The 6,594-nt window shown below is 60.6% G+C and carries 3 protein-coding genes; all 3 read right to left on the minus strand.

Annotated elements, in window-relative coordinates; all coding sequences use genetic code 11:
- Positions 1-76: 76 nt before the first annotated feature.
- The 3 genes from DW645_RS01655 to DW645_RS01665 all read right to left on the minus strand — a co-directional run bounded on the left by DW645_RS01655 (position 77) and on the right by DW645_RS01665 (position 6,369).
- Positions 77-1,534, minus strand: a complete 1,458-nt coding sequence (locus DW645_RS01655; RefSeq protein WP_118225940.1) for an aminoacyl-histidine dipeptidase — start codon at positions 1,532-1,534, stop codon at positions 77-79.
- 325 nt (positions 1,535-1,859) lie between these two features.
- Complete coding sequence (locus tag DW645_RS01660; protein ID WP_118225941.1) at positions 1,860-4,502, minus strand: ATP-dependent Clp protease ATP-binding subunit; 2,643 nt, start codon at positions 4,500-4,502, stop codon at positions 1,860-1,862.
- Positions 4,503-4,800: 298 nt separating this feature from the next.
- Positions 4,801-6,369, minus strand: a complete 1,569-nt coding sequence (locus tag DW645_RS01665) for a threonine/serine exporter ThrE family protein (protein ID WP_199576410.1) — start codon at positions 6,367-6,369, stop codon at positions 4,801-4,803.
- Positions 6,370-6,594: the final 225 nt, after the last annotated feature.

The raw sequence follows: 6,594 nt of genomic DNA on the forward strand, positions 1-6,594 counted from the left end.
AAAGCTCGGGTGCCCCCTCTCATAATGTCATCTGCAATCCGCTAGCACGTGGCTCGGACTGCTGCCAGCGTGACCTTTACGCAGCGAGGCGCTTGAGGACGTCGATGAGCAGCTCGTAGAAGCGCTCGGCAGAAGCGAGCTCCATGCTCTCGTCCGGGGTGTGAACATCGGAGAGCGTCGGGCCCACGGCGATGGCGTCCAGGCCGTGCAGGGCCTCGGCAAACAGGCCGCACTCAAGGCCGGCGTGAATGGACTCGATGCGCAGCTCGGAGCCAAAGAGCTCGCGATAGCTCTCGACAAAGATGTCGCGGACCGGCGAATGCTCGGCATAGCTCCAGCCGGGATACTCGAACTCAAACTTGGCGTCGAAGCCCAAGACATCGGCCAGCGTCTGCAGGCGGTCCTTGAACTCGTTCTGTAGCGAGGTGATCGAGGAGCGCGGGGACAGCATGATCTTGACCTGGTCGTCAGAGGTGGCAACCACGCCGATGTTGGAGGAAACCTCGACGGAGCCGTCGGTGGCGACGTTGCGGCGAATCACACCATTGGGGGCAAGACGCAGAGCGCGAATGAGGGCAAGTGCGGACTTCTCGTCCATAGCCTCGACCTCGGCGTTATCGGCAATCTCGACGGTGCAGGTAAAGCCGGGGTCGAAGACCTCAAGCTCGGCAGTGACGTCGGCGATGATGCCCTTTGCGATCTCGGCCGCTGCCTCGGCGGCAGCGTGGTCGACGTAAACCAGCTCGGCCTTGCACTCACGGTTGATGGCGTTGTCCTTAGTGCCGCCGTTAAAGCTGACGATGGCGGGCTCGCCGGCGACCATCAGGCGGTCGATGATGCGGGCCATGATGAGGTTGCCGTTGCCGCGCTCCAGGTTGATGTCGGAGCCGGAGTGACCGCCCAGCAGGCCGGAAATGTCGAGCGTAAGGGTGCTGCCGGTCTTGTGCTCGCGCACGATCGGGCAGGTGTAGGTAACGACGACGCCGCCAGCGCAGCTGACGGTGGCCACGCCCTCCTCCTCGGAATCGAGGTTGATCATGGTGCGGGCGCTGATCTGGGACTTGTCGAGCGTCTCAGCGCCAACCAGACCAGTCTCCTCGTCGGTGGTGAATACGCACTCGAGGGCCGGATGAGCAATCGAATCGTCGTTGAGCACGGTAAGCATCAGAGCGACAGCAATGCCGTTGTCGGCGCCCAGGGTGGTGCCGTTAGCGGTGAGGACGCCGTCCTTGACGACCAGGTCGATACCGTCGGTCGTAAAGTCGTGCTCAACAGAGCCCAACTTGTCGCACACCATATCGATGTGGCCCTGCAGCATCACGGTCGGGGCATTCTCGGCACCGGCAGATGCAGGCTTGCGAATGATGACGTTGTAGACCTCGTCCTGGTACACGTCGAGGCCGCGCTCCTTGGCAAACGCAACCAGGAAATCGCTGATGCCCTTCTCGTTGCCAGACCCACGGGGGATCGCGCTGACCTCCTCAAAGAAATGGAACAGCTGGGCGGGCTCGTAGCCGGTGATCTTGTAATCCATGGTGCCTCCTTGGCGCAACTGGTTAGACAGTAAGACATGCGACTTGTATATTCCCAGACTTTGCGTGCATAAACCAGTCGAAAACGCCGAGCGCCCTCGCATCATCGGCTAACGGCGGGAAGACGCCACTTTATTAAGATAAAGCAGGTTAGACGGGCCGCGCCGAAGGGACGTTGGACCCTTCAACCAACCTCAACGCTTGATCAACGTTTATGCATACGCCATTGATATGTTTAATGAGCCCTACTTTGAACGAAGGGGGCTTTCCAACAGAAAAAGGGCGCTCCTTTGGAACGCCCTCGTGGACACAAGGTTTTGTTACGCCCTACAGCGCGCCGGAACCGGCTTGCATCATGCCGCCGGGGCCCGAGGTCACGCCGCCGCTCACGGGCGCGGCGTTGCCGGTGTGCGGTGCCGCCGGGGCGGTATCGCCACCGAGCGTACCTGCCGGACGCGGCGCCGGAATCTCGCCCGTGCCGTGGCTAAAGACGAACTTGCCATCGGCCACGTCGCACAGGACGGTATCGCCCTCGCCCCACTCGCCGGCCAGCAGCTCCTCGGACAGCGGGTCCTCGATGAGCTTTTGAATAGCACGGCGCAGCGGACGCGCACCGTTGGTGAGGTCAGTGCCCTCGGCCACGATCTTGTCATAGGCCGCATCGGTGAGCTTGATGTTCATGCCGTTGGCAATCAAACGCTGACGCAGGTCGTCCACCAGCAGGTGCGCGATCTTGGTGAGATTCTCGCCCGAGAGCTTCTGGAACACCACGATGTCGTCGATGCGGTTGAGCAGCTCGGGGCGGAACAGGCGCTTGAGCTCGCCCATGGCGCGGCCGCGGATCTCACTCGAGGTGAGGCCCCGCTCGCCGGTGGTGCCAAAGCCAACGCTTGCATCCTGCGCAATCTCGCGGGCGCCCACGTTGGATGTCATGATGATCACGGTGTTGCGGAAGTCGACCGTCTTGCCCTGGCTATCGGTCAGACGACCCTCCTCCAGCACCTGCAGCAGGATGTTGAAGATATCGGGGTGCGCCTTCTCGATCTCGTCGAACAGCACGACCGAGTACGGGTGGCGACGAACGGCCTTGGTGAGCTGGCCGCCCTCGTCGTGACCGACGTAACCCGGAGGGCTACCGATGAGCTTGGAGACCTCGAACTCGCTACCGAACTCGGACATGTCGAAGCTGATGAGTGCGTCCTTGCTGCCAAAGAGGTACTCGGCGAGCGTCTTGGCGAGCTCGGTCTTGCCCGTGCCGGTGGGACCCAGGAAGATAAAGCTGCCGCCGGGGCGACGCGGATCCTTGAGCGGCGAGCGGCTGCGGCGCACGGCCTTGGCAACTGCCTCGACAGCCTCATCCTGACCGATGATACGTGTCTTGAGCACGCTTTCGGCCTGCAGCAGGCGCCGGCTCTCGCTCTCGGTAAGCGAGGACACCGGCACGCCCGAGGTCACGGACACGATATCGGCGATCTGGGAGACATCGATGGTGAGCGGGCTGGCGTCGAGCTCGGCGGTCCAGGCAGCCTTGGCCTCGGCGAGTTCAATCTCGGCAGCCTTCTGCTGCTCGGTGATCTCGGCGGCCTTGTTCATGTCGTCGCTCTCGGTGGCCTCCTGCGCGGCGGCCTTGAGCTCCTCTATGCGATGCTCGGCCTCGCGCACCGGCTCGGGCGCGCGGTTGGCGGCGATGCGGGCGCGGGCACCGGCCTCGTCAATGAGGTCGATGGCCTTATCGGGCAGGAAGCGATCCTGAATGTAGCGGTTGGAAAGGTTCGCGGCGGCCTCGATAGCACCCTGCGTATAGCGCACATGGTGGTGCTCCTCGTAGCGCGGCTTGAGCGCGGTCAGGATCTTGACCGTGTCCTCGACGCTCGGCTCCTCGACATCGATGGTCTGGAAGCGACGCTCGAAGGCCGGGTCCTTGGTGAGGTACTTGCGGAATTCCTCGGCCGTGGTGGCGCCGATAATCTGGAAGGCACCGCGCGCGAGCACGGGCTTGAGCATGGAGCTCGCGTCGATGGAGCCCTCGGCAGAACCGGCACCGATGATGGTGTGCATCTCATCGATAAACAAGATGACGTCGTCGGCCTCGGTGGCCTCTTGGATCACGTTCTTGAGGCGCTCCTCAAACTCACCGCGATACTTGGCGCCCGCGACAAGACCCGGCAGGTCGAGCGTCCAGATATTCTGGTTCATGAGGTTCTCGGGCACGTTGCCAGCAGCAATCTGCTGCGCCAGGCCCTCGACGATAGCCGTCTTGCCCACGCCGGGATCGCCCAGGATAAGCGGATTGTTCTTGGTGCGGCGCGAAAGGATCTCCATCATGCGCTGGACTTCCTTTTCGCGGCCGATCACCGGATCGAGTTCGCCGTCGCGCGCCTTCTGCGTAAGGTTGGTCGCGAACTGCTTAAGCGTATCGGTGCCGCTCCCCTTTTGCTGGGAGGCATCCGAGCCGCTAAAGAACGGCAGGCCCGTACCGGGACGACCAGCACCGGCGCCAGCGAGCGGGCGCTTCTTATCCTGGTCCTTGGCGGTGAGTTTCTCGATAGCCTTTTTGATGGAGGCGGACGACACACCCAGGCGCATGAGGATGTCCATGGCCATGCCGTTGCCCTCTTCGACGATGCCGATCAGCAAGTGCTCGGTCGACACGTAGGTCTGGTTGTTTTCACGCGCCACGCGGAATGAACGCTCCATCACGCTAATGACGAGCGGCGTAAAGGCGAGCTTGGCCGCCTCGGTCTCCTCGCTGGGCTCGGGCACCGTGGTCTGGACCTCCTTGAGGGTGTCCATGATATCGTCGTAGGAGATATCGAGCGAGCGCAGCGCCTCGGCAGCGATGCCCTCGTCCTCCTTGGCGAGTGCGAGCAGCAGGTGCTCGGTACCCACCTTATTTGAATGTAGATCGAGCGCCTCTTGCTTGGCCATGGACATGACCTTGCGCGCGCGATCGGTAAAACGGTCTAACATGCTAGTTCCTCTTAGACGAGCTAGTTTTTCAAACGCAAAGCGCCACCCCGCGGCAGCGCTTTGGTCTCTTTACCCATATGGAGTATATGTTAACCGTTGGGACCTTTCCTGCCCGTAGCCGCTCGACAACGTCTACAAAAAAGGAATTGCCAGGTGCGTCTGCATCGGCCCAACGAGCGTGGATTTTCGGACACCCATTCCACGAGCGTGGATAATCTCCCGTTTTGAGCCCGTAAACAGGCCAAAAACGGGAGATTATCCACGTTCATGTTTTGCGGATCAGTTTCATTTGCACCAATTAGCTGGTGTGGCGCCAGCGAGAGTCGGTGAGGGTTCTCGCCACGCCCAGGCCAACGGGCAGAAACGCCACAATGAGCACTGCACGCACAAACCAGCCGAGCATATTGACCGTGTCGAAGGTGCACATGTAATACATCGAGCGATACAGATACAAGCCCGGCACCATAATGACAATCGATGGCACCGTGAGGGCGATACGTGGGTAGGTGAGCTTGATTTCGGCTAAGCTCGCGAGCAGCCCCGATACCAGCGCGCCGATAAACGCTGCCGCCTCGGGAGGCATACCTACGCTCAGGCCCAGAAAGGGAAACAGCGTCGGCGCATCGACGAGCGTAAGGCGCAAGGTATTGGACACGGCGCCGATCAGCCCAGCTGCCGCGGCCATCTTTACCGGGCTGTTGAACATCACCGAGAAGCCGAATACGCCAACAAAGCTCATCACCACGCGCAGGAGCGTAAGGGCAAGCGGCGAAAGGCCGAGCGGGGCAAAATCATCCGGTGCCAGCCCCACACACTCGGCAACCATCCAGCCCACAAGGGTCGCCATCACAATAATCGACACGGCATACGAAAGACGCTCAATGCCGCTTCGCATATCGAGCTTAGCGATGTCGAGGCCTGCCGTAATGAGGGGAAAGCCGGGAATCACAAAGAGCATGGCGCCGATATAGCCTTCTTGGTGCGACATTGCCCCCGGTACGACCTGGCCAAGGCCGAGCAATGCCAGCAGATACGAAACGCAAGCGAGCGCAACGCCAATCGTCAGCGCGCTAAACTGGCCAAGACCCTGCTTGAGAATATGAGAGCGAGCAAAGTTGCCAACACCAGCGCCTACGAATGCGCAGGCCATCTCGATAGGGCCGCCGCCGAGCAAAAAGACGAAGGCGCCGCAAGCACAAGCTGCCGCAAGGCCCTGTTGCCGGGGAGAGTAATCGGGTTTTGAACTCTCAACGGTCTTGAGCATCTCGTGGTATTCGTGCACGGTAAACCGGCGCCCATACGTCTCGATTTCCTTTAGGAAGCTCTCCATCATCCAAATGCGATGGGTATTGACTCCCGTTGTGGGCAGGCTGACAACCTCGTTAAAGCAGTGGCCATCTTCGATGCAAGTGCACTCAAACGACAGAAGACTCAGGTCGACGTGAATCGTGACGCCGAGTACGGCAGCAACACGATTCATGGTATCGCGTACACGCCAGGCACCCGTTCCGCTCGCGAGCATAAGCATACCGGTGCGGCAGATGATGGATGACTTATCGGTGAGCGGCGCATCGACGGCAAGCTCATCGCCTGCCGTCACGATCTGGTGCCAGTCAGTTTTCATATGGAGTGCGCCGGCACGAACACCGTGGTGCATGGGGGCTCTCGAAAGCAGCGAGTCAAGGCGCGAAGACTGTGGGGACTCCGTTGATTCGTCCTCAACCTCATCAGTCTCTTCATCGACCAGATCAAATGAGTCAAGCGATGCCGGCTCGCGACGATCGATTAGCTCCTCATCCTCATCGTCAAAGTAATTGAACTGATCGAGCATGTCCTCTTCGATTGCACGCTCGCTCGCGTCGTCCATATAGACGCTCCCTTCCTACCGACTAACCCCCATCCTAGGCAGCAACGGCTAAAGGAAACATAAAAGAGACGGCTGCCATGCGAGCCATGTGCTCAATAGCCGTTGGGTAGTCGTTTAAGAACGTCCCCAATGACTATTGACGGCCAAGGCAACGCCGATGTATTGGCGACGTCAGACACTATGACCCAATCCAGGGGCACGGAAACGACAGGAGCCCCCGCTCGT

The organism is Collinsella sp. AM23-17 (assembly GCF_003470945.1).
GTDB lineage: Bacteria > Actinomycetota > Coriobacteriia > Coriobacteriales > Coriobacteriaceae > Collinsella > Collinsella aerofaciens_O.

What these genes read in the sequence shown, in the direction of transcription:
- DW645_RS01655 (WP_118225940.1), bottom strand. Translation starts at nt 1,534, where the DNA reads ATGGATTACAAGATCACCGGCTACGAGCCCGCCCAGCTGTTCCATTTC.
- DW645_RS01660 (WP_118225941.1), bottom strand. Translation starts at nt 4,502, where the DNA reads ATGTTAGACCGTTTTACCGATCGCGCGCGCAAGGTCATGTCCATGGCC.
- DW645_RS01665 (WP_199576410.1), bottom strand. Translation starts at nt 6,369, where the DNA reads ATGGACGACGCGAGCGAGCGTGCAATCGAAGAGGACATGCTCGATCAG.